Raw genomic sequence first — 26,627 nt, forward strand, 5'->3', positions numbered from 1 at the left:
AAATTAACCTAGCTCTGCCAAATGGGTAATTAACTCATTGAGCGCAGCAACGCTAAAACCGCTGTCATAAAAATAAACAACGTTACCCTTTTCATCTAACAACAAAACCCTTGCGTTGTTTGGTTTTTCATTGCCGGTAAAAGCCTGAATACGCTCACCGTCCTCATAAATTGTAATTACCCCACCCCATAACTCTTTTGGAATGCCGCGCCGCATACCCTCGTCTATTTGCGTGCTAAACATGCGCGGAAACATCCCAGCAATAGTAGGTAATTCAAAAGCAACCACATCCACTTCTTTCATATCAAGTCCAATTAACCAGCGATCAATATCAAATTGCGAATCTTGTTTATAGCCAATTAAATATACACTCGGCTTGCCAGCAACATGCGCTGGTAAACTGACGGTTTGTTTTTCTAAACTCGTGCCGGTGACATTTGGAAACCGTTTGCCTTCAATATCTTGGTTTGGATAATGCGTTGTGCATCCAGTAACTAACAGCAAAAGAATTAAACTAATGATCTGTCTCATAAGCTCCTCGCGCGTATCGCGTTTTTTAATTAAAATTTTTAAATTTAAGTAAGTTAGGTAGCTAAGGGAACGCGCTATTCTACTTCTTTAACCAAAGATTCGAGTTTGCTCATAAACACGTCTTTTAATTTACTGTGTTCATAATCAAGATGGTAGGTGTTGTGAAAGCCAAAACGTAGCAATACACCATTTCCTTTTAGGTAAATGGTGTAGCCGTCAATATCTGAAAACGCGGTGATCCCTTGATAGAGTTTACCGTCTTCAAAGTCTTCACCTTTTTGGTAGATAAGGTCGAATACTTTCAATAATAGTTTGGCGTCTAGCTCGTTTTTCATAATTAAGCACTCCCTGATTTCTCAAATTGTTACTTAATTATAGTGAGTTACTGGACGTTTAGATCAGTTAGCGGAACGTATCAAGGTAAAGTGCTTCAACTTTATCACGTGCCCATTGGGTACGACGTAAAAATTTTAGCGATGATTTAATTGAAGGATCGTTTGCAAAACAGTTAATCTTAATCTCGCGGTAAAGGCCATCCCAACCATACTCTTCGACCAATTGTGTCACAATTTTCTCTAACGTTAAGCCATGTAATGGGTTATTTGGTTGGTTTTGCATTTTTGCTGCCTTAAATATTAAAAAAGCCCTAAACGGGCTTTTTTTAAAGAATGGTTGAACTCTTATAGTTTAACCAAATCACCTTTTAATGTCACACCGGCCATTACAAAACCTGCGCCACATTCAAATTCAGTTTCACTTACAAATTCGCGTTTTTTGTAGTACGAACTAATGTTCATTACGGCATTCATGCCTTCTCTACGCGCGCGCTCTTGTAATGACTTCAATGCGCTAAGCATTACCCATTGGCACGCTTCTTTATCGCTTTTGTTGAACGCATTGGTTTTTTTATTGGTTTGCACTTCACCGTAAGTTGACTTTACTTCGCCCGCTTTTTGCTTACCAAAAAATAGTTTAATGTTTGGATCAAGCGCTTGCTCAGCTTTTGCTGTGCTTAGTAGCTCTTCAACCGAGTAACGACCAATATCATCACGCGCCGTTGCAGTACTTGCAGCAAGTGCAAGCGAAACACCAAGAATTAATTTTTTCATTACTTCTCCCTAATTTTTTAATGAATAGAACTTCCATGCAAAGCCAAAACCAAGTGCAACGTTGTGATTATCACGCAACAGGGGACTTTGCTGATTTGCACTGTGTGAATAATTATAATAACGAAGAAAACCGCCGGCCCAAAGCCAATCGTTATCGTAAGTTAATCCTAAACTAAATACCGATGCAAGATAACCCGCATCCGCATCAAAAGACAAACGGTCAATTGTTTGAAATTGTTCAGCAACGTGATAAAAGTAGCTGTTGTAAGCATGGCTACCAAAACGGGTACTAAAACGTCCAGTAAGGTTTACCTGATGCTGACCATCTTGATAAATCTGCTGCCCCGCTTCTAGCATAACGCCATACACACTGCCGATATCGTCAATATCTCCGCCATCAAATGCGTACGCTTTTCGAATAAAAGGTGAAATATATAAATAGTCGTCTGAGGTAGGATTACCAAAACTAAAATATTGATAGCTTGGGCCTATTTCGCCTACCCAGGCAAGGTCGTCCATGCCTTCGCGGGCGCGATTATCTTTACTTGATACGGCAATCGCACCACCTGCACTGACACTAATATAATGATTAGGTGCAACTTCATAAAATGATTCGAATTCGTTGCGCTCTACTTTATAGTGTTCTTTCTCAATGTGAATGTACGGCAGCGGAACCACATAACTTTCGTTTTGTTCCGCGCCTAAATAATGCGGGAGCGATGAATAAAACGCGCCAATACCAAACGTGACTTCATCGGCAACACTGTGTGTTGAGATAAACAGTAAGCTAAGTGCAATCCATCGCATCAACATGATTTACGACCAGCGTTTGAAGATTAACGAGGTATTGATCCCACCAAACGCAAAGTTGTTACTCATCACATAATCGGTGTTGATTTCACGCCCCTCTACACTTAAGTAATCGAGTGGCGCACATTCTGGGTCGACATTATCTAAGTTGGTCGTGCCACCAAACCAATTGTCTTGCATCATATGAATGCTCGCCCACGCTTCAATAGCACCGCACGCACCTAAGGTGTGTCCTAAATAACTCTTTAACGAACTAATCGGCACCTTACCTAACGCATTGAAAGTTGCATGAGATTCAGCAATGTCACCACGGTCAGTTGAAGTGCCGTGAGCATTCACGTAACCAATTTGAGATTTTTCTATACCCGCTTCGGCAATTGCTTGCTCAATCGCCACTTGCATGGTTTCGCTGGTTGGTTGGGTTACATGTTGCCCGTCTGAATTACAACCAAAGCCAACAATTTCGGCAATAATATGTGCGCCACGCGCTTGTGCGTGTTCTAACTCTTCTAAAATAAAGGTACATGCACCTTCACCAATCACCAGACCGTCACGGTCTTTATCAAACGGGCGTGGAGTGTGTTTTGGCGTGTCATTTTTGCAGCTGGTTGCGTACAAGGTATCAAATACTGCAGCTTCGGTTACACATAATTCTTCTGCGCCACCTGCCACCATTAACTTTTGACGACCAAATTTAATCGCCTCAAAAGCATAGCCCAAACCTTGTGAGCCTGATGTACATGCTGAACTTGTGGTAATAACGCGGCCTTTTAAGCCAAAAAATACGCCCACATTAACTGGCGCGGTATGCGCCATCATTTGAATATAACTCGTTGCTGTCACCCCCGTCATTTCGCCACTGTCCATCATGCGTCCAAATGGAATAAGCGGCGCAGTAGAGCCAATTGATGAGCCGTACGCGATACCTGTATCGCCATTCGTTAACGATGGGTGCTCTAAAAGGCCAGCTTGTTCGAGAGCTAATTCTGTTGCACGCGTTGCCATAAGTGATACCCGCCCCATTGAACGGATCTTTTTGCGTGAATAATGCTTAGGCTTTTCAAAATGCTTCACTGGCGCGCCCAAATTGGTATTTAAGCCATTAATAAATGTCCAATCTGGCATTGTCTCTACTGCATTTTCACCTGTTTTTAAGGCACTTTTAAACGTTTGCCAATCATCGCCTAGCGCAGTAATCGCAGACATTCCTGTTACAACAACGCGTTTCACTAAACTAACCCACCATTTACCGAAATAACCTGACGCGTAATATAGGCAGCGTCATCTGACATTAAAAATGCCACTGTACCCGCCACTTCTTTTGGTTCTGCCATACGGCGCATAGGTACCATTTTTAAAATTTCATCGACTGGTAAATCATCAACCATATCGGTTGCAACTAAACCCGGTGCGACGCAATTTACTGTAATTTTACGTTTTGCCACTTCCAGCGCCAGTGCCTTAGTTGCACCAATTAAACCCGCTTTTGCTGCGCTGTAGTTAACCTGGCCACGGTTACCAGCAATGCCCGATACCGACGCCATAGTGATAATGCGGCCGCCTTTACGAGTTTGAATCATCGGCATCACCAAAGGTTGCACTACGTTGTAGAAACCATCTAATCCTGTAGTTAATACTTCATCCCACTCTTCACCTGTCATTGCAGGAAAGGCGGTATCGCGTGTTACACCGGCATTACACACAACGCCATAATACGCTCCATGGGCTTCGACATCCGCAAGCAATGCTTGCTGCGTTTTTTGACGGTCACATACGTCAAATTGAACAAGGCTAACGTGACGGCCAAGTGCTTCTATTTGTTCTTTTACTTGCATTGCCGCGTCAATGCCACTGCGGCAATGAAGCGTAATATCGAATCCGTCTTCGGCCAATCTTAATGCGATGGCCTTGCCAATTCCGCGACTTGAGCCAGTTACTAATACACGTTTTGTCATTGTTGTTCCTTTAAAAACTGCACAGGATCATCTGGTTGAAAGACATTGATTTTAGCTTCAGCAAGAACCGTATCTGCATGCAGAATTTGGCATTCAAATACACTTAACCCTGTTTCTTCTTGAAACAGTTTTTTAACCGAAACAGCTAACGTCTGCCCTAACGTAAACTCAGGAGTGAATGTCTTATATTTACGCGAACCAATTAGAAATCCAATTTTAACCGCAGCATTGTCATCGAGTGCTAAAGCACCTGCGTATGCTGCGATAGATTGTGCCATATATTCAGTACCAATGTAACTTGCAACTGATTGAGTTTGTTCGTTAAAAAACGCTGATTGTGCAGAGATATCGACCTCGCAAACTGCAGAGTCTTGATCATAGCTCACCAAGCGGGTGAGTAAGATCATTGGGTCGGCGTGAGGAAGCACCGCTTCAATCGAATAATGAGTCATGAATCAACCTAAGTTTCGGATTAAGGGGGCAAAATAAACAACGCCCAAATCGGGCGTGAGCACTTAATCGAGTTTACTTGCGCTGGCACTTAGTAATTAGCACAGGTGCCTAGCGTTATATTTTTAATTCGGTGTTTTTCCGTTGATGCGCTAATTACCAAAAACAAGTGACACATTATTGCCACCAAACGCAAACGAGTTGGATAAACAAAAGCGTATTTTACCAGAAGAATTCGATGCTGCGAGTCTAATTGACGAAAGTTTTTCATCCAGTTCCGCTACAGGGTAATTGGCAGGAATAATCTCGTCTTTATTGAAATCACTTAGTAGCAACCAACAGATCCCCGCTTCCAATGCCCCAGCCGCACCAAGCGTATGACCGGTAACACCTTTGGTTGAACTCACTAAACAATCAAAACCAAGAGTATGAATGGCATTCGCTTCCATTTCATCGTTTTTCGGTGTGCCGGTACCATGGGCATTTATGTAACCAATCTCTTTGGCATCGATACCTGCGTCTTGCAAGGCTTTCGTCATACTTGCAATCGCACCACGGCCAGACGGTTCTGGCGCTGAAACATGATACGCATCAGAGCTCTCACCTGCACCACATAAACGCACAGCTGCAGGCTGTTTACTCATTACAAAAAGTGCCGCTGCCTCGCCAATATTAATACCATCACGCTCGCTGTGAAACGGTTTACAGTATTCAGCCGCGGTCGATTCAAGCGCTTTAAAACCATTTAAGGTCATTTTACATAAACTATCTACGCCGCCACAAAGCACCACATCTGCGATACCCGATTCAATTAAACCGCGCGCACTGACTAATGCTTTACCGCTTGAGCTACAGGCTGTTGAAATGGTGTAACAAGGGCCACTCGCACCCGTAATGTGCGCTAGATATTCACTTGGCGCGTGTAATTCTTGCTGACGATAATTAAAATGCGCTGGGTAATCACCCGCATCTGTAAATTGCTGATAGGCGTTTTCACCTTCACTTATGGCGCTTGTGCTGGTGCCTAAAACAATGGCAATACGTTGTTTTTCAAATTGCTCTGTAAGCGCTGTAAACGTGTGCTCAACTTGTTTGAACGCGGTTAACAGCAATTGATTATTGCGCGTATTAAAATGTGGCTCACAAATTTCTGGTAACGTTGCGCTTACAGCACCGACAAAAAATTCAGTTCCGTCATTGCCCGGTTTATCAAATTTGGTCAGTAATTGCGGCTGTGATAGTTCACTGTTTGACAGTGCTGCCATCACACTTTGCTTACTGTCGCCTAGGCTACAAACAAGCCCTAAGTCATTTAAACCGATTGCCATATTAGTTTATCTCTTCGATAGTGATTGTGTAGTGACGACGCATGTGGGTAATTGTCGTAGTGGTGTCTGTGTAACGAATGCGCATTACTTCGCCATTTAGGTCACTAATAATGCGTTCGTCTTGCTGCTGCGTAATGGATGCACCAAGTAGCCCTTGCTTTACATTTGTCAGCGGCCATGTCGCCAATTGCATATCGGCTAGCATATTGCTTGGGTACAAATTAATGCCGGGTAAATGGTTTTCAACGTGATAATTACCGTCTTTGAACAGCGATAATGAAAATAAACTTATTCCTTGCGCTGTTAGCGCAACTAAATTGAGTTGCTGCTCGGAACGTTCGCTTTGTAACAACAAGGTATTTTGCTCATCACCCCGTGTTACTGTGACCAATTGCAATGCAGACATTTTTGGCCAGCTTTCAGGTACTGCTTGTAATTTATAGTGAATTTCGTGATCAAGCGACACCGTATCAATACGGTGTGCACTTGAACAACCTACTACCAATAAACACAGTATTAGTAAGGTTACTGATACTCTTTGCATAACTTCGCTAATACATCTAAACGACGCTCGCTATGCGCAACGTATGGATTACTTGTATCCCACGCGTAACCAGCAAGAATTGAGCATACCATTTGTCTGATTTGCGGATCTTGCTCTTTATGGAAGATAACGTCTTGGAAACGACCGTCATACCACGCGGTAACAAAGGTTTTAAAGCAATCAACACCTTGCTTAAGCGGTTCTGCATATTGTGTAGCAAGATCTACTTCTTTGCCATCGAGCAAATCATTTACCACAGGTGCAATTAAACACGCAGAGCGAAGTGCAATGGTTACACCACTAGAAAATACAGGATCTAGAAACTCACCAGCATTGCCTAGCAGCGCAAAACGCTCGCCATGTAAACGTGTTACGTCCGCTGAATAGCCTTTAATTTGGCGTGCAGGTGCAATCGCTTTGGCATTTTTTAGCAATTGAGATAAGTTGGGTACTTGATTGATATAATCAAACAAAATCTCTTGGTGTTCGCGCTCAGCTGCCACAACTTTTTCAGGCTCAATTACTACACCAATACTTGCCGTACCATCTGAAAATGGAATTAACCAATACCATACATCTGGATGCTCTGGGTGAACAGTAATCAGAATTTTATTGCGGTCAAAGTTAGCATCATCAATATTGTCTTCAACATGCGTGAAATACGAACTGCGCACAGGGAATTTTGACGGTTTTTCTAAATCGAGTAAACGCGGTAACACTCGGCCAAAGCCGCTCGCGTCTAATACAAATTTTGCCTCAACCGTATAGGTTTCACCGCTTTGGTCAATCACAATTAAACGCATAAAATCAGCGTGTTCAGTCACTTCAATTACGGTATGACGATAACGAATTATCACCCCTTGCTGCGCTGCACCATCGGCAAGTAATTTATCAAAGTCTGCACGTTTTACTTGAAACGTAGTACCTGGTCCTTCGGTAAATTTATCGGTAAAGTCGAAAAAGGTGTGTTCGCCTGATTTTTCAAATGCGGCACCATTTTTAAACTGAAAACCAAGTGCATCCGCTTGTGAATTTAAACTATCAACTAAACCAGCTTCAGCTAAATAGGTCATACACTGAGGTAATAAGCTCTCGCCAATTGAAAAGCGTGGGAATGTTTCACGCTCAAGCACGACAACCTTTTTTCCTTGTTTATTTAATAAACTACTTGCAACTGCGCCTGAAGGACCTGCACCAATTACAACTACATCAACTTTTTCTACCTTCATTTCCTTTCCTTGACAATACAGGGAGCCAATAGGTAAAGGCTCACTAACCCGATAACTAAGGTTAAACCAAAACTAAAAACAGCCGGTGTTTTACTCAATATTAATATGCCAAACACCAAACATGATGAACATAATGATAAACTTATTGCCTGCAAGTTACTTTGGCACAAGCCTTTACTACGATAAAAAATTAGATAATCAATTGCCAGCGCTAAAATTAAAATTGTTGCGAGGTAATTAAATAAATTCACCGCACCTTGTATCCAACTCGAGAGTAACAATGCACACAGCGTCACTAAACCAATGATTAGCCCTGACAATAACGCCGTAACCAAGTCAAAACGTAGTGCCATAACGAGCATTGCAACCACCGCACTTAATGCCATAAGTCCCATTACTGTAGAGCGATAATGACCTAATGCATCTGAAATTTCTTGACGTTTATCAAGTAAATGCAAGAAATCTCCATGTTCGTTTAATAATTCATTCAGGGTATCACTCGTTAATGTGTCAACATTAAACCAAAGCACCGCATTGTGCGCATCTTCAAACACTAAATGTAGCGGTAACAGCTGCTTAAGTGGTGACTGTTTAAATTCGCTCACCGTTAATGGCGAATATTGCTCAACCCCCACGTTAATGCCAAGCGAATTACTCACCTCAGTATAGTGACCCGCCACTACTTTATTTTGTAGTAAGGTGTAGGTAGTTTGCTGCGCATTTAGTGACGGCAAGTAATTTGCCAAACTATTTACTTCAACCTGATTGGCGTTTTTCTCCAACCATTTAACTACCGTCTCTTGTTTTTCAAGCGCTGACTGCATGGAGTCAGCGGTCAGTAAAAAGTGGTGCTTATTACTTTGGCCAAGTAAAGCGAGGTTAAACATTTCATTATGTTTAAGTGTCTCACTTGTATTACTCAAAACAGCCACGTCATCTTGATGCACAATCGGTTTCACTAAAAAGCCAAGGGAGAACAATACAACTAATACTGCCAATAACTTCGCTTTTTCACGGCTTAATAGCATTAACACATTCGCCCAAGCAATACGCGGCTTTTTAACTTTAAGATCAAGTGCATACTGACAAAAAAGAGAAAACACAAGCGCACCAAGCAGACCAAAAATCATAAACACTGCGACTTGTTGTAATAAGGCCATTGGTGAAAAGCTATAAAGTGCATAACCTGCGGCAGTCGTTACAAAGCCAAGAACCAAGCTCGTTGTGATAGTGTTTTTATCCGCGCACAGCACATGGAATAAGTAATCTATGGCGACACCAATTAAGGTCACTGAAAACACTAAACCAATCAATTCAATGTTATCGAATACTAATACCAGCGCGGCCATACCCCAAATACAGGCGTTTAAAATTGTCACCAGCATCAGCCCAATAACAATTAAATTTCTAAAAAATACGAGTACAAGCAACACCACTGCAACCAAGCTAATGATGCCAAATGTCGAAATTTCATATTCTGCTTGTTGCGCATTTTCACTGCCATGAAAGGCAAAGCCTGAGAAATAAATCCGGCTGTTATATTCAGCCTCAAACTGGCTAATTAAACCGGTAATTTGTTGCGTTAATGCGATATTTTGCGAAAAGTCTGCGCCGTTTTTAGTTAGCATAAAACGCGCAAGATAAAAGGTTTTGTGCGCGTCATCCGCGGCAAAAACCTGTTGTTGCGACCGTGACAACTGAACTTTAAACAAGCCATCTTGCTGCCCCATACTGCCCATATGTGACACACCATTTAGAAAGCTTGCCAATGCTAATGTAGGGTCACTCGATAGCGAACTTGCACTTAAAGTACTGTCTGGCTTGGTTAATTCTGCCAAAGTGTAATTGAGTAATTCACTGGGCTCTGACAGTTGGCTAGGATAACTGCTCGACATTAAACTGCCTGGATAACGGGAGTAAAACGCCACCACTTCGTCGAGCTTAATATCAGGTGGCGGTATGTAAGTCAGCGCAGCATTTTGCTCTAACCTTTGCTTGAACGCGAGTAACGCGTGTTTGTTGCCACTACTAAACACCAGCTGCCCTGATGAGCGCTGCTGTATAATTGCCTTCGCTTGCGTAATCGCAGGAGACGTAAGTACATCAGATTGTGGCACCACCGCTAAAATATCACTGCTAAATTGTGTGTCGCCGCTGGTAAATTGCTTTGCGATAATTGCACAAAACAACGCAGCAATCACAACAAAGGCAAGCGCGATGGAAATTCTGTGAGAATTCAACTTAATTAGCCGCGGCATAGGTTAATTTGATCTCAGTGGTATGCCCTGCTTGCTCGCTGAGCACAATTCGCGAGATGGTGCCTGTTCCACACAGTTTTACCGCACTAAACACTTGGTCAAGCGGCTCATTTGCCGACAAGTTTATGCAATTATCTACCACCGATTGAACCTGTAAATAGTCAGACAACTTAACCGGATCTTGCAATAACAAGGCTTGTAGCAGCGGAATATAAAGATCAGCATTCGTCATTTGGCTTTCATTTCCGCGATGATCTATGCTGTAAATGCCTTGTTCATCCATGCGGATTGTTGAAGCAATCGGTGTTTTTTGCTGCCACACAAAGCCGCTTTGATCGGCACTAAAGCTACCAGCGGAAACAATACTGTTTTTTAACACTTTAATTTTTTTGTGTTGCTCAAATTGTCCACTAACCTTGCTCTGATTAACAAGCTTTAGCTCGCTAAACGCGTCAACAAGCGTGGTATTTGCGTTTGCAAAAAATGCCGCAAACGCAATACAAACTAACAATGCGCTACGCATCTAACACCTTTGATAGTTTTTCAATCAGTGCTGGCGGGCTCACATACTGCATTTCACCATCACTAATGCCCACCGCAACCTGAACCGAATAACCTTTTGTAAGCTTTTCGCCAGTTTCTTTACAGCTGATCACATAATCAATTTTGATGCGGTTTTCGTATTCTTTTAAATACGCCGTTACCACAATCACTTGGCGAAAACGCGCAGGTTTAATGTATTTACAACGCATATCGATGATCGGCCACATAAAGCCAGAGGCTGCCATTTCATCATAATCGTAATCAAACAAGCGCAACAATTCACAACGCGCTACCTCAAAGTAACGGGCATAGTTACCGTGCCACACCACCTGCATTGGGTCGCAATCGTGAAACGGTACATCAATTTCAACCTGCGTAGTTAATAGCGCATCTCGACTATTCATATAACTTCCATTTCTGCTGTTGAATTGCATCGACTGTGTCACGCAAAGTACGCTCAAGCGGGCGGTCTTCATCAAGATTCGGGAAATAACCAGTAATGTCTTGATACATTTCGGTTAATCCATTGGCAAGACTGTCGGCATCAACTTCGCCGCGCTCTTTACGAATGCGCAATGCCTGAATTGACGCTAACAACGTACTTGCTAATACTTGCTCTGTTAATTGAATAACGCGCAGTGCGTCACGCGCTGCAATGGTGCCCATGCTCACTTTATCTTGGTTATGACATTCAGTAGAACGAGAGAATACACTTGCCGGCATTGTTAGTTTTAACGCTTCAGCAGTATATGCAGATGCGCCAATTTGCACAGCTTTAAAACCATGGTTAATGTACTGACGCTCTGGATCGCCATTTGATAAGTTACTTGGCAAGCCATTGTTAAACTTACTATCAACTAATGACGCAATTTGACGGTCGGCTAAATCAGCTAAGTTAGCAACCGCCGTTTTCAGCGTATCCATTGCCATTGCAATATGACCACCGTAAAAATGACCACCGTGCAACACGTGTTCACCAATACCATCAATAATTGGGTTATCGTTCGCCGAGTTTAGCTCGTTTTCAATTAACTGACGTAACCAAGGTAACGTATCTGCTAGCACGCCAATAATGTGCGGCGCACAGCGAATAGAATAACGGTCTTGTAGACGGTCGGCATTGCGCGGGTGAGTATGATAATTTAGGTCGTCACGGATCCAAGCCGCCACTTGTTGCTGCCCTGCATGCGGTTTTACCGAGAATAAAATATCATCGAAATGGTGCGAATTTCCCATTAACCCTAAGCTCGCGAGTGACGTAAGGCGAGTCGCAAGTTTGACAAGGTATTCGGCGCGGTCGTATGCAAGACATGCAAGAGCTGTCATCACCGCCGTACCGTTCATAATCGCCAAGCCTTCTTTAGGTCTTAACGTAAGCGGCGTTAGGTTGAGGGCTTTCATCACATCGCCACTATTTGCCACTTCACCATTAAAATACACATCGCGTTCGCCAACTAAGGCGCCAGCAACGTATGAAAGTGGGGTTAAATCACCACTTGCGCCCACTGAACCTTCTTGTGGAATAACAGGCACAACATCGTGGTTTAGGTATTCTTTTAACAGCGTCAGCATATCCCAGCTAACACCCGAGTAACCTTGTGCTAAAGAGTTTAATCGGGTCGCGAGTATTGCGCGGCCCTGCTCTTTCGAAAATACATCGCCCAAACCACAGCCGTGAAAACGCGTTAAATGCAGTGGTAATTCATTTACTAGCGATAGTGGTACGGCACGCGTTACGGAATCGCCGTATCCGGTTGTTACACCGTAAATTACGCCGTCTTCTGCGAGTAATTTATCTAAAAAGGCTACGCCTGCGTCAATGCGTTGAGTAAATCCGGTATCATTCGACAGCTTAGCCTGTGTGTGTCCTTTTGCTATCGCGACAATATCTTCAATTGAAAGCGGTCCTTGGCCGAACGTCAGTGGCCCTGTTTGCTGTTGATTAATCACTTCTTACTCCGAACTAATCTCGGCTGACTTTACTGTCGTCAGTCCAAAAATCATAAAAATTAAACCATTGGTAAGGATACTGACTCGCAAAAAAACTCAGACGATCTGAAAAATGCTGAATTGTTGTTTGTAGATCCTGCTGTCGTGTTTTACGGCTAAACTTTAACTTATCCGCAACTTTTTCAAAAATAACTAAATAGCGGTTATGCGCTTTTAAACAAAATAAATAATACACTGGGCATTCGAGTAAACTCGCAAGAATAAATGGCCCTTGCGAAAACGGTGCTGGTTTACCCATGAAATTACAATAGTTTACCCTGCCAGCGACGCTTGAGCTAGTGCGGTCACCAACAATCACAATCACTTCACCATCATCAATTTTTTGTTTCAATAAAATCGCCAAGGTTGGGCTCATGTCCGTAACTTGGATGAGGTTTACTTTGGCATCGGCATTGATTTGTTGCAGCACCTTATTAAATTCAACTGCATGATGGGTAAACACTAAAACGTTTATGGTTACTGCGTAACGGCCTTGACTGAGCGCCCGACATACTTCCAAATTACCTAAGTGAGAGCCAATGAAAATGGCCCCTTGCTTACTTTTTTGTAATTCGGCAAATTCTTCATGATTTTGATACTGAATGGCGTCGAGTGAGATTTTGCCAAGCCACGCGTCAATTTTATCAAACGCTGAATCAGCAAATTTACAAAAATGTTTTAACCCATGCCAAAAACCAGCATTGACTGGCTGATTGTTATGCTTTGCCACTTGGTTTAAAAACGCGATGCTCGCCGTACGCTGCGTTTTACCCGTACAGTAAAAATAAAACACCACAGGAAACAACATTAACCACAATACACGACGCCCTACCAAACGATAAAAGCCTAGTAAAATACGCATGCCAAGCAAGGTACCGCGCTCTTGCATTGTCGACCAATGTTTAGCCACGCAGTTTTCTCCAAAGCAGTAATGGAATGCGTGGTAACATGCCGAAAAATAAGCGTGTATGCATCCAGCTAATTAGCACGTTATCTTCAAAGGCGCGAAAGTGTGAACTACCGCCTTCTGGGTAGATAACTTTCGTTGGCATAAACCGACTTGGCGTACCACGCCAGAATAGGCGCACCATGATTTCAATATCAAAATCCATGCGCTTGCCAAGCTGTTTGTCACGCAGCAGTGCCGCCGTTTCTTTCACTGGATAACAGCGAAATCCACACATTGAATCTTTTATACTGAACGATAAGGTTTCAATCATACCCAAAAATGAGTAATGTAACGACTGTATAAACGCACTTTCGGTACAGATTCATCATATATAGGCTGGCCGCTAATGACGCTGTCGGGATACTTTTTGCCAAGGTAGATTAAGGTTTGAATATCGGTTAGGTCGTGTTGACCATCTGCATCAACTTGTATTGCGTGGCTATAACCCAATTTATCGGCTGTTAGTAAACCCGTTTGTACTGCGCCACCTTTGCCCTGATTTTCACTGTGCTCAATCAACGTCAATAACGGAAACTGAGACTCACATTGACGCATGACAGCACTCGCATCGGCTGTTGAACCGTCATTTACCATAATAATCGGTAAATCGAGGGCACTTAACTCCGTTAAAACCGATTCAATCACAGCAACATGATTATAATTTGGAATAACAATACAAGCGTGCATAACGTTAGCTGTGCACCACTACACGGCCTGATGAATGCTGGCCATGTTCTGAGTGAAAACTAAAGGTAAATTTGTTGTCGTTTTTCTTGGTGAGAGTCAGCTCAACCTCTGAATTTGCAACAATCACCACTTGAAACTTCAATACTTCAACAGAATCAACCAGCGCAGAACTTAATGAAAAGTATTGTTGTGCGTATTTTACTGCCCAATCTAACTGCACAACACCGGCTAAAATCGGTGCTTGTGGAAAGTGACCGTTAAAATAATCTAAACTACCGTCAACCCAAAGAGTGAGTCTTACCGTATCGTCTTGCGCTTCAACGGCGCGTACTTCTGGTAATGATTCTTGTAACTTAGTCAAATAACTTCTCCAATTCTGCAAATACGTACTTACCTTGGCTGTTAACTGGCAACTCATCCACATAACGAAATTTACGTGGCATGCACACCGCCTCAAACTGCCCAGCAAGTACTTGCTTTAAGCGCTTATTGAGCGCTAGTTTACCGTTTTTATTCAATTCGCCAAGCCCAGCAGCCGACAATTGTGCAACTAATCCAAGTTGCTGGCGAAATCCTTGCGTTAACAAAACCACTTTACACTGGGTAATCGCACTATCGTCGCTTAATACACGCTCAAGTGCATCTAAATTAACGCGTTTTTCTTCAAGTTTAATGGTGCGGTCTAAGCGGCCTGACAAACTAAAGCGCCCGTCCTCTAAAATCTCACCACAATCTTGAGTGACAAACATTGCATCATCAAAATAAGGCGATTTAACCGCAAGCTGCTGCTGATGCTTTAATACCGTTATACCGTCAAAGCACTGCCATGGTTCAGTTTTAAACTCAGAGACTTGGCGATACGCAATGCCGCCCGTTTCAGTGCTGCCATATATTTGCGTCGCCGCAACGCCCAATTGTTGAAACAAGGTCACTGCACTGTTGTCGCTAAGCGGTCCGCCTGATGAAAATACCCCCGCAATATTGTGTTTAACTGAAACACATACATTGTCGCGTATAAGGCGGTCAATAAATGCGGGACTGGTAATAATAACCGAAGGCTGTGTCGCGACTAAGGCACGTAATTGTTCAGGAAATTCAACAAATGTGAGGTTTACTGTGTAATTCGCACGTAACGGCCAAAATAACTTAAATAGCAGGCCATAAATGTGCTGATGAGATACCGTCGCAACGATTTGGCAATCAGAATCAAATTCAAAGGTATTGCACAAATTTGTAAGCTCAGCATTAATATGCTGCCAAGACTTTACAACAGGCTTACCGTAACCTGTTGAGCCCGATGTATAAAATGTAAGTTTTCCAGATTCTGGTAGCGTTAACGCATCGGCAGATTGCTGTATTGATCCAGCAAAACTAAGGGATTCAAGCGAAAGGTGTTTGTCGCCACTAAATTCATCGACCAACACATAGTCGGCATTTTCACTGGCGATCTGGATATTTTCTGGCTGTCCATTGGCTGGAAATATAACATCAAAACCTGCACGTGCGGCCGCGAGCAAACGTACCAAAAAAACATCACTTGCAGCATGGTATAACACCAAAGACTGCGCACCGGTTTGCTGTTTAAACACGCGTAATTGGTTGGCAAGTGCCGTTACCGCATTAGCACAGATATCTCTATCTAAAATCGAAGGGCTGGTTGTATGCATACTAATTTAATGCTCAAGCTCGTGACGCTGCTTTACAACATGACGAACAAGTAACTCACCTGCCATTAGTACGCCCATTAAAATGTACGCAATCAATCCGTTGTATAGCGTCCAAAGCGCAATATCTCCGAGGTATATGGTGTAACATGCAAGTGCAATATTAATGCTAAAGAATACGCACCACACTTTGGTGACATTTCGCGTATAGGCAATAACATGTTCTGGTAATGTTACATTTTGCTTATCTTTGCTTTTACGCTTTTCATCAAGTAACGCAAAGGTTTCTATCACCGTAGGTCCTTTGAACAATGAATACGCAAACGTGACAAGCATAGTGCCTGATATAAGCACAGGGTAAAACAAAGTAACCTTGCTGTTATCAAGTAACCACGCCAATGCAACACATACGCTGCCTAATACCGTTGCCGGTAAAAGCCATGGCATGGTGTTACTGGCCGCTCGTGTAAATACATAGCGACCAACAATGGCGATGAGTAAAACAGGTGCAATACTGGAAATACTCGCATACTGCAGGCCAAAATAAATAAGCACTGGGTAGGCCAGTAATAATACAATGAATACTGTATTCAGTATTGCTTTTATCATGTGTTTTACGCTGAAACCAACTTGCTTACTTCGTTTACCACATCTTCTACAGTGCGTACTTGCTTAAACGCTTCAGGATCAATTTTTTGTCCTGTGATTTCACGCAATTTCACTACCAGATCAACCGCATCAATACTGTCGAGATCTAAATCTTGATAAAGGTTTGCCTCAAGCGAAATATCGTCTTGATCTATTTCAAATTCTTCCACCAAGATATCAGTTAATACTGCGAAGATTTCTTGTTGTGTTTTCATACCCTACCCGCTGTTATGCGTTTTGTTCAATAAACGCTGCTAACGCATCAACCGATGCAAAATGCTGCTTTGTTTCTTCTGAGTTTGCGTCAATTTTAATATCAAACTCTTTTTTAATCGCTAAGCCAAGCTCTAGCGCATCAATGCTATCAAGGCCCAAACCATCAATAAAAAGTGGTTCGCTGTCGTTAATATCATCAACGGTAATATCTTCTAAATCTAATGATTCAATAATGAGCTTCTTGATTTTAATTTTTAAATCACTCATAGCTGTCTAATTCTCCTTGAAAAAATGCCTGCATATCGCGCGTAAAACTACGCGCATGCTGCGTCAATTTCGACGCTTCAAAACTGGGTAATTGCAATTGTTGTTTCGTCATTGCGAGATCAAATTTAGCCTGCGTAGGTGCCACTTCGTACCACATTTCTGACTTAGTTAACGTTGACGGTGCAACATGAATTAACACCGAAACGATATCAGCACGACAGCGCAGTGCGATATTTGCCGCGCCTCGTTTAAATTTTAACGCTTGACCAGGTGTCGTACGAGTGCCCTCGGGAAACACTATTAAGTTATTTCCCGCAGCAAGTGATGCTGCACAATCCGTTAGTAAGCCCTCAGGGCTTTCATTGCTTATATAACCGGTGGATTTTATCACACCTCGCATAAATGGGTTACTAAATAAATGTGCTTTAACAACACAATCTGCATTGGGAATAAGTGAAATAAGTACCACAACATCAATCAAGGTCGGGTGATTAGCAAGTACTAACTTGCCTGTTAAATTGGCAAATTTAGTTCGATCAGCAATAGTGAATTTAAAGATTCCTAATGCGCCCATCAAGCCAACAAAAAACTTAAACAGCAAATGCACTGTATAGCGCGCTGCTTTGCGGCGTTTTTCTTCATCACGATAAATAAGGTACTGAATAGGCAATACAATTAGCGGAACTAACAATCCACCTAAACCAAACACCGCAAAACAAAAACCGGTTGCGACAATGCGCCAGCAGCGTCCTAGCTTGGTTAACAAGGCGTTACCTCATCAATATGCAAGTGCCATGCACTTTGACTACCGAGCACAAGCGCGTCGTTAGTTTTGTTTGTCGCTAAAAATTCCACAAACTGTTTTGCCTGTAACGGTGTATTGTTAGGCGTATCGCTAGGAGTTAACGACAGCGTAATACCCTGTTCATTGTCTTTAGATACGACAAATGCACACGCCAAATCACAACTATTCACATCGTCAAATCGTGCATAATCGTCTGGTAGTGGTTGATCGCAATACACAACGAGTACTTCGGATATATTCGGGTTATTTAACTGAATGCTTGCTTCAATTAATGCCATCAGCAGGGTGTTCTCGCCAGCCGCGATACTGTTCATTGGCTGTTGATTATTCGTCAAAATCGAATAAAGCCCAATGACTGCATTATGAACAGATAGGCCAAACGATGTTGGGCTGATCACTTCTTGGTGAGCTAAATCTTTTAAAATACTTGATGTACGGTGAAAGTCGCCATGTTGCGATGCAAATACAACGGGCATCGATTCTGCACTACTTTTCTCGGCGCTATTTGCTGCAACAAACAACGCCATTTTTGCATAGTGGCTAAGTCGTCGGCGCTGCATTGCTGGAACCCAATCCAATTGTGGGCTTTTGCTCATTGGATCAAACATTTCAATTTTTGCGTTGGCGAGCTGTGCTTCGTCCTTAGCTTTACACCAATAATTAAAATGTGAGAGCACCATTTTCATGTGATGTGCGTCCATGTTGTTTGAAAATGAGGCGAAACTATAAAAAAACTGCGCAAAAGAAGCAATGCTAAAACGCAAGAATGTTAAATTTATGCGTACTTTAGACTATTTTTAACTCAAATAACTGTATTTAACGACATGTTAATAGCATGTTTCAGTTAGCGGATGCTGAATTTGACAGCGTGCTCATAATAAAATTAATAAACTTTGCCTCTTTCAACACCCCTGCATGTGATGCATTAAAGCCCATCATTTTATTTGCTTCACGTTGAATATTAAGCGGAATTTGACTAGATAATGACACAACGCCATCATCACTTGCACCGTCTTGATAGGAAAATACCAAAGCGTAATTAATTTCTGGCTGCAGTGTCTGAGTATGCAGCTGATTAACATAGTCACTGTTAGTTGCAACATCACGCCATGAGTTAATTACAAGGGGCGAACTTTCAACCCCTTTTCGAGCACTTTGCATACCCAATAACGGACTGTTTACCGTAATGAAATGATTAATTTTATAGTTACGTGCATTACCTTGATGACTTAGTACGTAACCTCGGGTAATCAGCCCACCCATGCTGTGCGCTAACACCGAAACCGCATCAAAACCGTAGCGTTTTTGCATAACCTCAATGCTTTCTAACAGATAGTCTTTAACCAAATGCAACCCTACGCCACTTGGGTAGTACAATACCCACACTTGATAGTCAGAATCTTCAAGCGCTGCAACTAAAGTGGAAAATTCGCGCGGGTTGCCCATCATGCCATGCACTAGAATAAGCGGTTCTTTTTTAGCGTTATACGGAGACAACATAAATAAACCGGATTCCACTTGTGCAAGAAAATCAAGCGGTCGCCAAAACCCCATATCAACATTATGGGCATCAAACATAGCGTGCTCTAAATTCGCTAACTTGCCGATATTATTAATATTGTAATTATCACTGTATTGAACCGCATACCCTTTTTTTACAGGCTTTGCGAAGTGAATTGGTTTGGCTTTGTATTTGGCTTTATCGGTAAGCGTAATTGCTTGTAACATGCCAACCGAGTCAACATAAGCAACGCCTGTTTCATTGTCGTCGTAGGTCAAATTGTGATTACGGTCTTGGTATACAGCAACGTAATAAGTGCCTGGTTTTAGGTAGAATTTAAACTGCCCATTGCTATCAAGTAGTTTCTGATTTTCTATCGAGAAGGTGTTGTCGTTACGGCTTAATACAGCAACTACGAGTTCGCCACCATCTGAATTAGATTGATAATCAACTCGTCCATTTATTTCAGCAACACTGTCGAGTAATTGAGATTGTTGTTTAGCTTGGCGAAAATGCTGACAGCTAATTAAGCTCAAAACACAGCAAAGTAGTAAAATATGTCTCATCGAATTCCCTTTGCGTTAGTCACACACAACTTACCTGTTGATAAACATCTTATTATCACAATCAGCAAGGGCGCAACATCTGCTTGATATTTGTGTTGTTACATCATGTGTAGCGCAATAAACTTGCGATAAACGTGATCGTACACCCTTTTGTTAACGATTAATTACATCAACTTATTGCAATAATTACGACTATAGTTGAATAATGTACCGTCGTTAGCCAAATTTAACTAATTATGCCCGTAGTATTTGCTTTTTTGTTATTTTTTCCGCTTTTCTTATTTGCCAATACCGAATTTGAGCAAATTTTTGATGATCACACCGCTGTGATGCTGTTGATTGAGCCAAAATCAGGAAAAATTATAAAAGCCAATCAAGCCGCGGCGGATTTTTATGGCTACGGCTTGCAAGCACTGCAAAGTAAAACCATACAAGAAATTAACTTATTTACCGCAGAGCAAGTCGCAGAAGAGCGTGAAAACGCCCATCGACAAAAGCGCAACTATTTCATCTTTCGCCATCAAACAGCAGCGGGTGATATTAAAACCGTTGAAGTTTATTCCATCCCCATCGAGTTTCATGGTGCAACACTGCTCTATTCGGTCATTAAAGATATTTCCACACAACGGCAATATCAAAGCGAAATTTGGCAATACCAGAAAAACCTAGAACAAATGGTTGATAGCCAAGTTGCGATTATTAAAACCAAAAATAATAAAATACATGCCATTTACATTGCGGGTTTAGTGGTATTAATTGCGCTTGCACTGTTTTTAACCTATTTACTACGCATTACCCGAAAAGCGCAAAAATACAGTACCAAACTCAGCCAAATAGTGGAGCAAAGTCCCTCTGCAATTATCACAACCGATTTACAGGGCTATATTGATTATCAAAATAAACATTCTGAAAGTGCGTTTGTTGCAAAATTATCATCAAGTAAACAAAGTTTATTTGATGAATTACGTAATTTAACGCAGCGCAGCGATGAATTTGATAACGCAATTAGCACTAATACCCCTTGGGTTGACCGCATTAATTTAGGGCAAGAACAACATTGGCTCCATGTGCATCTTTATCCGCTGATAAATAACCAGCAAAAGAAAGACGGCTATGTACTTATTCTCAATGATATTTCAAAACAAAAGCAGGATGAGAAACAGCTTAGGCTTACATCAACAGTATTTCGTACCGCCAATGAAGCCGTAATGATTTGCGACAAAAACGCAAAAATTCAAGCAGTTAATGAAGCCTTTACTGAAATAACCGGCTACAGCAGTGACGAAGTATTAAATAAAACGCCAGATATATTGAGCTCAAACCTGCAAACAGAACCTTTTTACGCCAATATGCAGCACCAACTTGATGAAAATAACCAATGGCAAGGCGAAATTTGCAATCGCCGTAAAAACGGTGAGCTTTATTATGAATGGCTTTCAATCACCGCCCTTCGTGATAATAACGGCGAGATTGATGCGTTTGTAGCACTGTTTAGCGACATCACAACACGTAAAAAGGCAGAAAATAAAATTTACCAGCAAGCTAACTTTGACTCACTTACAGGGCTTGCAAACCGCAACTTATTCTCAGATCGTTTTGAGCAAGCACTTAATAAAGCACAGCGCGAGAACTCATTTCTGGCGCTATTGTTTATCGACTTAGATGGTTTTAAACACGTTAACGATACCCTTGGTCATTCACAAGGCGATACTCTTTTACAGCAAACAGCAACGCGCCTTAGCGAAACCTTACGTAAATCAGATACTATTTCTCGCTTGGGTGGTGATGAATTTGCGGTACTTATCGCAAGCGATAACAATCAGTTTAAAGTTGACCGAGTCGCCCATAAAATTCAGGCGGCAATCGCCACCCCGTATCAACTGGATAACGCACAAGGGTTTGTCTCTGCTAGCATCGGTATAACAACTTATCCAAACGACGGGCAAGACGTAGAAACACTGATGCGAAAAGCCGATAGCGCCATGTATAAAGCGAAAGCAAAAGGTAAAAATAATTTTCAGTTTTTTACTGCGGAAATGGACGAAAAAGCGCAAAAAAGGCGCACCCTTGAGAGCGAACTGCGAACCGCCATCGATAACCAACAGTTTTTCATTGATTACCAACCCATTTTTGATGCTAAACATAATGTTATTTATGCGTGTGAAGCATTAGTACGCTGGCATCACCCTACCAAGGGCCTTGTTTCACCTGACCAATTTATTGAACTTGCTGAAGAAATTGGTGTAATCGCCAATATTGGTGAGTTTGTTTTAGAACATGCCTGTATTACCGCAGCAAAGTGGCAAAATGAATATGAAAATGCGCCCGGTATTAGCGTTAACATTTCTACTATTCAATTCCAACGTGATGATTTTATTGCCACTATTAAAAATGCAATTGAAGTCAGTGGCTTGCCAAGCAACAAGCTGATATTAGAGATTACCGAAAGCTTACTCATTGAAAACGATAAAAAAACCATTGCCCAGCTCACTATGTTAGCTAATTTAGGCGTAAAAATAGCCATTGATGATTTTGGCACCGGCTATTCATCGCTCAGCTACCTAAAGAAATTCCCGGTGCATAAACTCAAAATTGATAGAAGCTTTATTAAAGACATTGAACATAACGCCGAAAGCCAAGCCCTTACCAAAGCCATTATTGCAATGAGTAAGAGCTTAAAGCTTGAAGTAATTGCCGAAGGCGTTGAGCTCAATGCGCAGATGCACTGGTTAACCGCATCGGATTGCTCGCTAATTCAAGGCTATTGGTTTGCCAAGCCCGTTGATGCGTTAACGATTAAAGAATTACTCACTGAGCACAACAGTTAGCATACACTTTCAGCTATACCACTGACTTATTTTGCCACGGCGCAAGTTTGCTCTGGCGTGTTACTTGGCGCTTTAACCAGCTTTTTATTAAATTCACGACGAATTAACAGGTGGCTGACCAAAGCTTGAATAAACACAGTAACAATTGAACAATACCAAATTTGTTCAATGTAAAAGTCGTCTTGATTCACTAAATAAATAACTGAAACCGCAAACAGTGACAAGCGCACAAAGGTGCTCAGTAACGCGGGCCACGTATTTCCAAGCGCTTGAAACATGCCTGAAATGGCAAATACATAGCCCGCAGGAACAAAATTAAGGCCAACAAAACTCAAGAACGTTGCTGCAACTAACACCACGTTGGCATTGTCACTAAAACCGGTGACAAATAACTCAGGTACCCATAAACACAGTACCATTAACATGCCCATTAATGAGCACGTTAAAAACGCGGTGATGTGAAAGGTTTCGTATACGCGTGAGATTTTCCGCGCTGCGAAATTTTGTCCAGCGATGGCAGGCGCGGCAAAGGCAATGGCCATAACCGGTAAAAATAGCGATTGCATAATACGCCCACCTAAGCCAAAGCCGGCTTGTGCTTCAGCAGATACACGACTAAGCGCCCAATAAATCAACGACATATACAAGAAGGTCAGTAAAAACTCACCGCCCGACGGTAAACCAATATTAAGTACTTTGCGTATCGTTTTCGCTTTTAACGCAAACGATAACCAGCGCACTTGAAGATATTGCTCTTGTTTATTGAAATAACGCACCAAAAGCACAAACGATAGCAACATTGAAATACTGCTCGCCAGACCCGCGCCAACGACACCGAGCTCAATGCCAAATCCCCAACCCGTTATCAAAATGGGCGATAGAATAATGTTAGCGATAATACCAATCACCGAAATCGACATAACCGGTTTTACAATACCGGTACCGCGCAGCGCAGCACTTAATGCGGTAAACACAAACTGCAGCAGTAACGACGGTAAAAACCAATAAAAGTAACTCTCGGCTAATGCTTGTGTGGCAATGTCGGCGGTCATAAACGCAAAAAATACGTGACCAAATGCGTAGCCTATCGCTGCACAAAACAGGGTTGCCCAATTGGCAAGCGCTAACGTTTGATTAAATACGTGACTGGCTTGGCGCTGTTTTTTGCGCCCGACCGCATGCGATACTAGTGTTGCACAACCAATATTGAGTACTTGCGTTAATGCCATAACAAAGAAAAACACACTTGATGCATTACTCACAGCGGCAATCGCGGCACTGCCTAGTTGACCAACAAAATACAAATCAACTAAGAAATACAGCGTTTGAATAAGCAGACCAATGGCGATTGGCACTGCCATTGAAATAATGTGTTTTGGAATGCTTCCTTTCGTAAGATCGTGCATAACTGCGCAACTTTCCTTTTAAATAATAAGGCTAACCGAGCCTTGCAAGCGCTTTATCGAGCTCATCAGCAAAGGCTTTTTTATCAGTGTTTGATAACGCGCTCGGGCCACCTGTTTCAACGCCACTGGCACGCAAAGTATCAAAAAAGTCACGCATATTTAAACGCGCTTTAATGTTACTTGCGGTTAATAACTCGCCGCGCGGGGTGAGCGCAATCGCTTCTTTAGTGATCACTTCATCGGCGAGTGGAATATCTTGCGTAATCACTAAATCGCCCGCGACTACACGTTTAGCAATTTCGTTATCGGCAACATCAAATCCTTTTTCGACCTGTAATCGCTTGATAAAACGAGACGGTGGAATGCGGAAACTGTGATTAGCAATAAAGGTTGTGTTGATCTGTGTACGCTCTGCTGCACGAAATAAAATCTCTTTAATTGCAACAGGGCATGCATCTGCATCGACCCAGATATTCATAAAGTTCCTAGGCTCTTAAATAAAAATGCAGTATACGGAAGCGACTAACTGAATGCGAGTGATTCTTAACGGCGAAATGTGTTAACGCTTATTTTTAAGCGACAACATAAACTGCTCTACTTTTAAGGTAAGGAATTGTTCTACCTGCTCTTCCATGCTGTCGACAGTAAAGTCATTTACGCTTAACACACGTTCGGCTTGCTCTTCTGAAATTAACTTACCGTTCAGTAAAAACTCCCATTCAGGCAAGGTTTTATCATAGCGAGGGATCACATCAAGGGTGACAAACGGATAGGTAAAATCAACCCGATTTATCAATCGGCAAAAATCTTCAATGTAATCAGTACCCGTTGGCCCTAAACACCCAGGCTCTAAACGAAAGCGTATTGCTAATTTCAAATAGGACATACCTCTTCCTTTAAACACGCAACATAGAATAAAACTACTTTACAAACTATGTGATGTAACACCGCAAACCGCAAGTTAATGTTTAATAAACTTTCTATGTGTATAAATTATCGCTATGACGCTTGAAGCGCAGTTTAAGATAGCCTAGTGTATAGTTTTTAACGTCAGGTTAACAAAACATGGAAGAATTTATCGCTCAGCTCGATCTCAATCAATATCTGCCAACAGCACTTGATTGGGCAACTAACCTATTACTTGCCTTCGCCATTTTAATTATTGGTATTTGGCTTGCCGGCAAAGTAAATAGAACCATCATCAAAATCTCTAATCGTCATGCACAACTAGACGATACCTTGTTTAAGTTTTTTGGCAGTGTCGCTAAATACACCATTTTGGCATTTGTCGGTATTGCGGTGTTAAACCGTTTTGGTGTGCAAACAGCCTCTATAATTGCACTGCTAGGTGCCGCTGGCCTTGCGGTTGGTTTAGCACTTCAGGGCACGTTATCGAACCTTGCTGCGGGTGTAATGCTGCTTATATTTAGACCGTATAAAGTGGATGATTTTATTGAAACAGGCGACCAATTCGGCAAAGTGGCTGAAATAGACATGTTCACCACCATTTTACAAACCTTTGATAACCAGCGTATTATCATTCCTAATAGCGATATTTGGGGCAATAAAATTGTCAATCACTCTCACCATGAGATACGTGGTGTTGATATGCGTTTTGGCATCGCCTATGACGAGAACATCGACGCTGCTCGCACAGTTATTAATAAGGTATTAGACGCGCACCCACATATTTTGAATGATCCTAAACCTTTTGTTGAAGTTGAAACCCTCAACAATAGTTCGGTCGATTTCTTAGTACGTCCGTTTTGTTTGGGTGAACATTATTTCGATATTTTGTATTCGGTACCCGAGCAAATTAAAAAAGCGCTTGATGATGCCAATATTGAAATTCCATTCCCTCACCGTAAAGTTATTTTAGTTAATGAGAACAAATAAATAACGTGTAGGCATGCCTTTAAAACCCATGCCTACAGTTTAGTTTTAAGGATTTAAATGAATTTAAACCAAGTAACATTACCGGTAACGCAAATGAGTGATGCCGTTAGGTTTTACCAAACGCTCGGTTTTGAACTTATTGTCGACACACCGCATTATGCGCGTTTTGCCTGCCCAGAGGGCGATTCAACATTTTCGCTGTCACTTGAAGAAAATGCCGTTAATGGCGCCACGATTTATTTTGAACATGCACAGCTCGATAACTGGGTTGCTGACTTACAAGAAAAAGGCGTTATATTTTCCCAGCTACCAACTGATGAAAGATACCTGTGGCGAGAAGCCGTGTTATTTGACCCTTCAGGCAATAAAATCAAGCTTTATTGGGCAGGAGAAAACCGTTTAAACCCGCCGTGGCGTGTTAAAAACTAATATTTATACCGTTACGACG

30 protein-coding genes and 1 pseudogene are annotated in these 26,627 nt (G+C 42.0%); 3 read left to right on the forward strand and 28 right to left on the reverse strand.

Annotated features, from left to right (window positions below; translation table 11 throughout):
* Positions 1-3 precede the first annotated feature (3 nt).
* The 25 genes and pseudogenes from C2M30_RS13045 to C2M30_RS13165 all read right to left on the reverse strand — a co-directional run bounded on the left by C2M30_RS13045 (position 4) and on the right by C2M30_RS13165 (position 20,049).
* A complete protein-coding gene (locus C2M30_RS13045) occupies positions 4-531 on the reverse strand; it encodes a hypothetical protein (protein ID WP_105171933.1) in 528 nt (175 codons plus the stop codon).
* 74 nt (positions 532-605) lie between these two features.
* Positions 606-866, reverse strand: coding sequence for a DUF3081 family protein (locus C2M30_RS13050; RefSeq protein WP_010559402.1), 261 nt, complete (start codon positions 864-866; stop codon positions 606-608).
* A gap of 67 nt (positions 867-933) precedes the next feature.
* Positions 934-1,149 (reverse strand): VF530 family DNA-binding protein, encoded by a 216-nt coding sequence (locus tag C2M30_RS13055; protein WP_105171934.1) that lies wholly within the window; start codon positions 1,147-1,149, stop codon positions 934-936.
* 62 nt (positions 1,150-1,211) lie between these two features.
* Complete coding sequence (locus tag C2M30_RS13060; RefSeq protein ID WP_100914973.1) at positions 1,212-1,640, reverse strand: excinuclease ABC subunit A; 429 nt, start codon at positions 1,638-1,640, stop codon at positions 1,212-1,214.
* A 9-nt stretch (positions 1,641-1,649) separates the two neighbouring features.
* Positions 1,650-2,453: a MipA/OmpV family protein gene (locus C2M30_RS13065; RefSeq protein ID WP_100914972.1), complete on the reverse strand. Its 804-nt coding sequence runs from the start codon at positions 2,451-2,453 to the stop codon at positions 1,650-1,652.
* Positions 2,454-2,456: 3 nt separating this feature from the next.
* Positions 2,457-3,680: a beta-ketoacyl-ACP synthase gene (locus C2M30_RS13070; RefSeq protein WP_105171935.1), complete on the reverse strand. Its 1,224-nt coding sequence runs from the start codon at positions 3,678-3,680 to the stop codon at positions 2,457-2,459.
* Complete coding sequence (gene fabG / locus C2M30_RS13075; protein WP_054980760.1) at positions 3,680-4,405, reverse strand: 3-oxoacyl-ACP reductase FabG; 726 nt, start codon at positions 4,403-4,405, stop codon at positions 3,680-3,682. Before fabG ends, C2M30_RS13070 begins: the two co-directional genes overlap by 1 nt.
* Positions 4,402-4,857, reverse strand: a complete 456-nt coding sequence (locus C2M30_RS13080; protein WP_010559408.1) for an ApeP family dehydratase — start codon at positions 4,855-4,857, stop codon at positions 4,402-4,404. The genes fabG and C2M30_RS13080 overlap by 4 nt, the downstream gene beginning before the upstream one ends.
* A 150-nt stretch (positions 4,858-5,007) precedes the next feature.
* Positions 5,008-6,183, reverse strand: coding sequence for a beta-ketoacyl-ACP synthase (locus tag C2M30_RS13085; protein ID WP_105171936.1), 1,176 nt, complete (start codon positions 6,181-6,183; stop codon positions 5,008-5,010).
* 1 nt (position 6,184) lies between these two features.
* Entirely contained in the window at positions 6,185-6,727 is a 543-nt protein-coding gene (locus C2M30_RS13090) for a DUF3261 domain-containing protein (protein ID WP_100914969.1), read from the reverse strand.
* Entirely contained in the window at positions 6,709-7,956 is a 1,248-nt protein-coding gene (locus tag C2M30_RS13095; protein WP_105171937.1) for an NAD(P)/FAD-dependent oxidoreductase, read from the reverse strand. The genes C2M30_RS13090 and C2M30_RS13095 overlap by 19 nt, the downstream gene beginning before the upstream one ends.
* Positions 7,953-10,196: an MMPL family transporter gene (locus tag C2M30_RS13100; RefSeq protein ID WP_158683427.1), complete on the reverse strand. Its 2,244-nt coding sequence runs from the start codon at positions 10,194-10,196 to the stop codon at positions 7,953-7,955. Before C2M30_RS13100 ends, C2M30_RS13095 begins: the two co-directional genes overlap by 4 nt.
* A 1-nt stretch (position 10,197) precedes the next feature.
* Positions 10,198-10,737 carry an outer membrane lipoprotein carrier protein LolA gene (locus C2M30_RS13105; protein WP_105171939.1) on the reverse strand — a complete coding sequence of 180 codons (540 nt, stop codon included), beginning with the start codon at positions 10,735-10,737 and terminating at the stop codon, positions 10,198-10,200.
* Positions 10,730-11,161, reverse strand: a complete 432-nt coding sequence (locus C2M30_RS13110) for an acyl-CoA thioesterase (RefSeq protein ID WP_010559414.1) — start codon at positions 11,159-11,161, stop codon at positions 10,730-10,732. The genes C2M30_RS13105 and C2M30_RS13110 overlap by 8 nt, the downstream gene beginning before the upstream one ends.
* Positions 11,154-12,707: an HAL/PAL/TAL family ammonia-lyase gene (locus tag C2M30_RS13115; protein WP_010559415.1), complete on the reverse strand. Its 1,554-nt coding sequence runs from the start codon at positions 12,705-12,707 to the stop codon at positions 11,154-11,156. The genes C2M30_RS13110 and C2M30_RS13115 overlap by 8 nt, the downstream gene beginning before the upstream one ends.
* Before the next feature lie 13 nt (positions 12,708-12,720).
* Entirely contained in the window at positions 12,721-13,635 is a 915-nt protein-coding gene (locus C2M30_RS13120) for an LpxL/LpxP family acyltransferase (protein WP_105171940.1), read from the reverse strand.
* 13 nt (positions 13,636-13,648) lie between these two features.
* Positions 13,649-14,382 (reverse strand): annotated as a pseudogene (locus tag C2M30_RS13125) (glycosyltransferase family 2 protein).
* Positions 14,383-14,386: 4 nt separating this feature from the next.
* The gene (locus C2M30_RS13130) at positions 14,387-14,743 is read right to left on the reverse strand and encodes an ApeI family dehydratase (protein ID WP_105171941.1); all 357 of its coding nucleotides are present in this window, start codon (positions 14,741-14,743) and stop codon (positions 14,387-14,389) included.
* The gene (locus C2M30_RS13135; RefSeq protein WP_105171942.1) at positions 14,736-16,049 is read right to left on the reverse strand and encodes an AMP-binding protein; all 1,314 of its coding nucleotides are present in this window, start codon (positions 16,047-16,049) and stop codon (positions 14,736-14,738) included. Before C2M30_RS13135 ends, C2M30_RS13130 begins: the two co-directional genes overlap by 8 nt.
* Positions 16,050-16,055: 6 nt before the next feature.
* Positions 16,056-16,655, reverse strand: a complete 600-nt coding sequence (locus C2M30_RS13140; RefSeq protein WP_105171943.1) for a hypothetical protein — start codon at positions 16,653-16,655, stop codon at positions 16,056-16,058.
* Between the two features lie 5 nt (positions 16,656-16,660).
* Positions 16,661-16,909 (reverse strand): acyl carrier protein, encoded by a 249-nt coding sequence (locus tag C2M30_RS13145; RefSeq protein ID WP_010559421.1) that lies wholly within the window; start codon positions 16,907-16,909, stop codon positions 16,661-16,663.
* 13 nt (positions 16,910-16,922) lie between these two features.
* Positions 16,923-17,177, reverse strand: a complete 255-nt coding sequence (locus C2M30_RS13150; protein ID WP_010559422.1) for a phosphopantetheine-binding protein — start codon at positions 17,175-17,177, stop codon at positions 16,923-16,925.
* Positions 17,170-17,943: a lysophospholipid acyltransferase family protein gene (locus tag C2M30_RS13155; RefSeq protein WP_010559423.1), complete on the reverse strand. Its 774-nt coding sequence runs from the start codon at positions 17,941-17,943 to the stop codon at positions 17,170-17,172. Before C2M30_RS13155 ends, C2M30_RS13150 begins: the two co-directional genes overlap by 8 nt.
* Positions 17,937-18,668 carry a beta-ketoacyl synthase chain length factor gene (locus C2M30_RS13160; protein WP_158683429.1) on the reverse strand — a complete coding sequence of 244 codons (732 nt, stop codon included), beginning with the start codon at positions 18,666-18,668 and terminating at the stop codon, positions 17,937-17,939. Before C2M30_RS13160 ends, C2M30_RS13155 begins: the two co-directional genes overlap by 7 nt.
* Before the next feature lie 154 nt (positions 18,669-18,822).
* Entirely contained in the window at positions 18,823-20,049 is a 1,227-nt protein-coding gene (locus C2M30_RS13165) for an alpha/beta fold hydrolase (RefSeq protein WP_105171945.1), read from the reverse strand.
* Positions 20,050-20,285: 236 nt separating this feature from the next.
* On the opposite strand from C2M30_RS13165, the gene C2M30_RS13170 reads away from it, so the two are divergent.
* Positions 20,286-22,877 (forward strand): EAL domain-containing protein, encoded by a 2,592-nt coding sequence (locus C2M30_RS13170; RefSeq protein ID WP_105171946.1) that lies wholly within the window; start codon positions 20,286-20,288, stop codon positions 22,875-22,877.
* 26 nt (positions 22,878-22,903) lie between these two features.
* Here the strand turns inward: C2M30_RS13170 and C2M30_RS13175 are convergent, their stop codons facing one another.
* From C2M30_RS13175 to C2M30_RS13185, 3 genes are all read right to left on the reverse strand, one after another.
* Positions 22,904-24,283 carry an MATE family efflux transporter gene (locus C2M30_RS13175; protein ID WP_100914957.1) on the reverse strand — a complete coding sequence of 460 codons (1,380 nt, stop codon included), beginning with the start codon at positions 24,281-24,283 and terminating at the stop codon, positions 22,904-22,906.
* 31 nt (positions 24,284-24,314) lie between these two features.
* The gene (locus C2M30_RS13180; RefSeq protein ID WP_054980777.1) at positions 24,315-24,761 is read right to left on the reverse strand and encodes a YaiI/YqxD family protein; all 447 of its coding nucleotides are present in this window, start codon (positions 24,759-24,761) and stop codon (positions 24,315-24,317) included.
* Positions 24,762-24,842: 81 nt separating this feature from the next.
* Entirely contained in the window at positions 24,843-25,169 is a 327-nt protein-coding gene (locus tag C2M30_RS13185; protein ID WP_100914956.1) for a hypothetical protein, read from the reverse strand.
* 179 nt (positions 25,170-25,348) lie between these two features.
* On the opposite strand from C2M30_RS13185, the gene C2M30_RS13190 reads away from it, so the two are divergent.
* Both C2M30_RS13190 and C2M30_RS13195 read left to right on the forward strand, forming a co-directional pair.
* A complete protein-coding gene (locus tag C2M30_RS13190) occupies positions 25,349-26,179 on the forward strand; it encodes a mechanosensitive ion channel family protein (protein ID WP_105171947.1) in 831 nt (276 codons plus the stop codon).
* Positions 26,180-26,236: 57 nt separating this feature from the next.
* Complete coding sequence (locus C2M30_RS13195) at positions 26,237-26,608, forward strand: VOC family protein (RefSeq protein WP_054980780.1); 372 nt, start codon at positions 26,237-26,239, stop codon at positions 26,606-26,608.
* The last annotated feature ends 19 nt before the right edge of the window (positions 26,609-26,627 follow it).

This window comes from Pseudoalteromonas sp. T1lg24, assembly GCF_002964745.1.
GTDB lineage: Bacteria > Pseudomonadota > Gammaproteobacteria > Enterobacterales > Alteromonadaceae > Pseudoalteromonas > Pseudoalteromonas spongiae.

Bases quoted from the DNA above. Each gene is read 5' to 3' on its own strand.
- C2M30_RS13045 (WP_105171933.1), bottom strand. From the start codon at position 531: ATGAGACAGATCATTAGTTTAATTCTTTTGCTGTTAGTTACTGGATGC.
- C2M30_RS13050 (WP_010559402.1), bottom strand. From the start codon at position 866: ATGAAAAACGAGCTAGACGCCAAACTATTATTGAAAGTATTCGACCTT.
- C2M30_RS13055 (WP_105171934.1), bottom strand. From the start codon at position 1,149: ATGCAAAACCAACCAAATAACCCATTACATGGCTTAACGTTAGAGAAA.
- C2M30_RS13060 (WP_100914973.1), bottom strand. From the start codon at position 1,640: ATGAAAAAATTAATTCTTGGTGTTTCGCTTGCACTTGCTGCAAGTACT.
- C2M30_RS13065 (WP_100914972.1), bottom strand. From the start codon at position 2,453: ATGTTGATGCGATGGATTGCACTTAGCTTACTGTTTATCTCAACACAC.
- fabG (WP_054980760.1), bottom strand. From the start codon at position 4,405: ATGACAAAACGTGTATTAGTAACTGGCTCAAGTCGCGGAATTGGCAAG.
- C2M30_RS13080 (WP_010559408.1), bottom strand. From the start codon at position 4,857: ATGACTCATTATTCGATTGAAGCGGTGCTTCCTCACGCCGACCCAATG.
- C2M30_RS13085 (WP_105171936.1), bottom strand. From the start codon at position 6,183: ATGGCAATCGGTTTAAATGACTTAGGGCTTGTTTGTAGCCTAGGCGAC.
- C2M30_RS13090 (WP_100914969.1), bottom strand. From the start codon at position 6,727: ATGCAAAGAGTATCAGTAACCTTACTAATACTGTGTTTATTGGTAGTA.
- C2M30_RS13095 (WP_105171937.1), bottom strand. From the start codon at position 7,956: ATGAAGGTAGAAAAAGTTGATGTAGTTGTAATTGGTGCAGGTCCTTCA.
- C2M30_RS13105 (WP_105171939.1), bottom strand. From the start codon at position 10,737: ATGCGTAGCGCATTGTTAGTTTGTATTGCGTTTGCGGCATTTTTTGCA.
- C2M30_RS13110 (WP_010559414.1), bottom strand. From the start codon at position 11,161: ATGAATAGTCGAGATGCGCTATTAACTACGCAGGTTGAAATTGATGTA.
- C2M30_RS13120 (WP_105171940.1), bottom strand. From the start codon at position 13,635: ATGCAAGAGCGCGGTACCTTGCTTGGCATGCGTATTTTACTAGGCTTT.
- C2M30_RS13135 (WP_105171942.1), bottom strand. From the start codon at position 16,049: ATGCATACAACCAGCCCTTCGATTTTAGATAGAGATATCTGTGCTAAT.
- C2M30_RS13140 (WP_105171943.1), bottom strand. From the start codon at position 16,655: ATGATAAAAGCAATACTGAATACAGTATTCATTGTATTATTACTGGCC.
- C2M30_RS13145 (WP_010559421.1), bottom strand. From the start codon at position 16,909: ATGAAAACACAACAAGAAATCTTCGCAGTATTAACTGATATCTTGGTG.
- C2M30_RS13150 (WP_010559422.1), bottom strand. From the start codon at position 17,177: ATGAGTGATTTAAAAATTAAAATCAAGAAGCTCATTATTGAATCATTA.
- C2M30_RS13160 (WP_158683429.1), bottom strand. From the start codon at position 18,668: ATGAAAATGGTGCTCTCACATTTTAATTATTGGTGTAAAGCTAAGGAC.
- C2M30_RS13165 (WP_105171945.1), bottom strand. From the start codon at position 20,049: ATGAGACATATTTTACTACTTTGCTGTGTTTTGAGCTTAATTAGCTGT.
- C2M30_RS13170 (WP_105171946.1), top strand. From the start codon at position 20,286: ATGCCCGTAGTATTTGCTTTTTTGTTATTTTTTCCGCTTTTCTTATTT.
- C2M30_RS13175 (WP_100914957.1), bottom strand. From the start codon at position 24,283: ATGCACGATCTTACGAAAGGAAGCATTCCAAAACACATTATTTCAATG.
- C2M30_RS13180 (WP_054980777.1), bottom strand. From the start codon at position 24,761: ATGAATATCTGGGTCGATGCAGATGCATGCCCTGTTGCAATTAAAGAG.
- C2M30_RS13185 (WP_100914956.1), bottom strand. From the start codon at position 25,169: ATGTCCTATTTGAAATTAGCAATACGCTTTCGTTTAGAGCCTGGGTGT.
- C2M30_RS13190 (WP_105171947.1), top strand. From the start codon at position 25,349: ATGGAAGAATTTATCGCTCAGCTCGATCTCAATCAATATCTGCCAACA.
- C2M30_RS13195 (WP_054980780.1), top strand. From the start codon at position 26,237: ATGAATTTAAACCAAGTAACATTACCGGTAACGCAAATGAGTGATGCC.